Origin of the sequence: Streptomyces sp. URMC 123 (assembly GCF_051386515.1) — a bacterium.
Lineage (GTDB): Bacteria > Actinomycetota > Actinomycetes > Streptomycetales > Streptomycetaceae > Streptomyces.
In genome coordinates this window covers 1-1,343 of sequence record NZ_JBPQTV010000614.1, presented here as the reverse complement: position 1 = coordinate 1,343, position 1,343 = coordinate 1, and the positions used below count along the sequence as shown (strand labels likewise).

The following is a 1,343-nucleotide window of genomic DNA, read 5'->3' as shown; positions in this document are numbered from 1 at the left end:
GAGCCCGTAGAACTCCTGCGAGTACAGCTTCGTACTGGGGGTGATGCCGGGGTCGGGCAGATCGGAGAGCACCACGTCGTACGGCCCGCCCCGGGCGCCCCCGCGCAGCCAGTCGAACGCGTCCGCGTGGACCACCCGCACCCGCCGGTCGTGGAGCGAGCCGCCGTTGAGGGCCAGCAGCCCCGGGTCCGTACGGGCCAACCGCACCACCAGCGGGTCGAGTTCGACGAGCGTGACGGACCGGACGCCGGGGTAGCGCAGCACCTCGCGGGCGGCGAGCCCGTCGCCGCCGCCGAGGACGAGCACCCGGCCGTGCCGGCCCGCCATCGCCGGGTGGACCAGCGCCTCGTGGTAGCGGAACTCGTCGCGCCCGCTCACCCGCAGCCGCCCGTCGAGGAAGAGGGACAGCGGCCGTTCGCCCCCCCGGCCGCCGCCACCGCGCCCGCCCTCCCGCTCGGGCGCACCCTCCCGCTCGGGCACGCCCTCCGGCTCGGGCACGCCCTCCGGCTCGGGCGCACCGCCCCGCTCGGGCGCACCACTCCGCCCCCGCTCCGGCGCCCCGGCGAACGCGCCCGGCGCGGCGCCCCGGCCCGTCACCACGACCTCCTGGACGTCCGACTGCACCGCGATCCGCACGTCCGGCCCGTACACCGCCCGCCGGGCCGCCCGCTCGAAGGCGTCGACGAACACCCCGCCGACCGCGAGCACCACCAGCACCAGCACATTGGCGAGCAGCAACAGCCAGCGGGAGCGGCGGCTGAGGTCGCGGCGGAACAGCCAGAGCACCAGGCCGCCGCCGGCGACCACGTTCACCGCGCCGGTGAGCAGGGCGCCGCTGAGCTGCCCGAGCACGGGCAGCAGCAGAAAGGGGAAGGCCAGGCCGCCGACCAGGGCGCCCACGTAGTCCGCGGCGAACAGATCGGCCACCGCGCCGCCCGCGTCCTGGCGTCTGATCCGCTGGATGAGGGTCATCAGCAGCGGCACCTCGGCGCCGATGAGCACGCCGATGGCGAGGGAGAAGCCGACGAGCGTGGCGCGGGACTGGCCGAACCAGGCGAAGGAGGCGTAGAGCGCCATCGCGGAGCAGCCGCCGACGAGCGCCAGCAGGGTCTCCACGCAGCCGAAGCCGGCGGCGGCCCGGCAGCGCAGCCGTTTGGCGAGGAGGGAGCCGACGCCCATGGCGAAGACCATCACCGACAGCACGACGGAGGCCTGGGTGACGGAGTCGCCGATCAGATACGAGGCGAGGGCGACGAGTTCCAGTTCGTAGACGAGGCCGCAGGCGGCGCAGACGAACACGGCGGCCAGTACGAGGAGGCGGCCGACCCCGGCCGGCACGGGCA

At 75.7% G+C, this 1,343-nt stretch carries 1 protein-coding gene; it reads right to left on the bottom strand.

Features of this window, described 5'->3' with window-relative positions; all coding sequences use genetic code 11:
* The coding region (locus ACSNOD_RS31210; protein ID WP_436770442.1) for a spermidine synthase at positions 1-1,343 on the bottom strand (1,343 nt) is incomplete at both ends.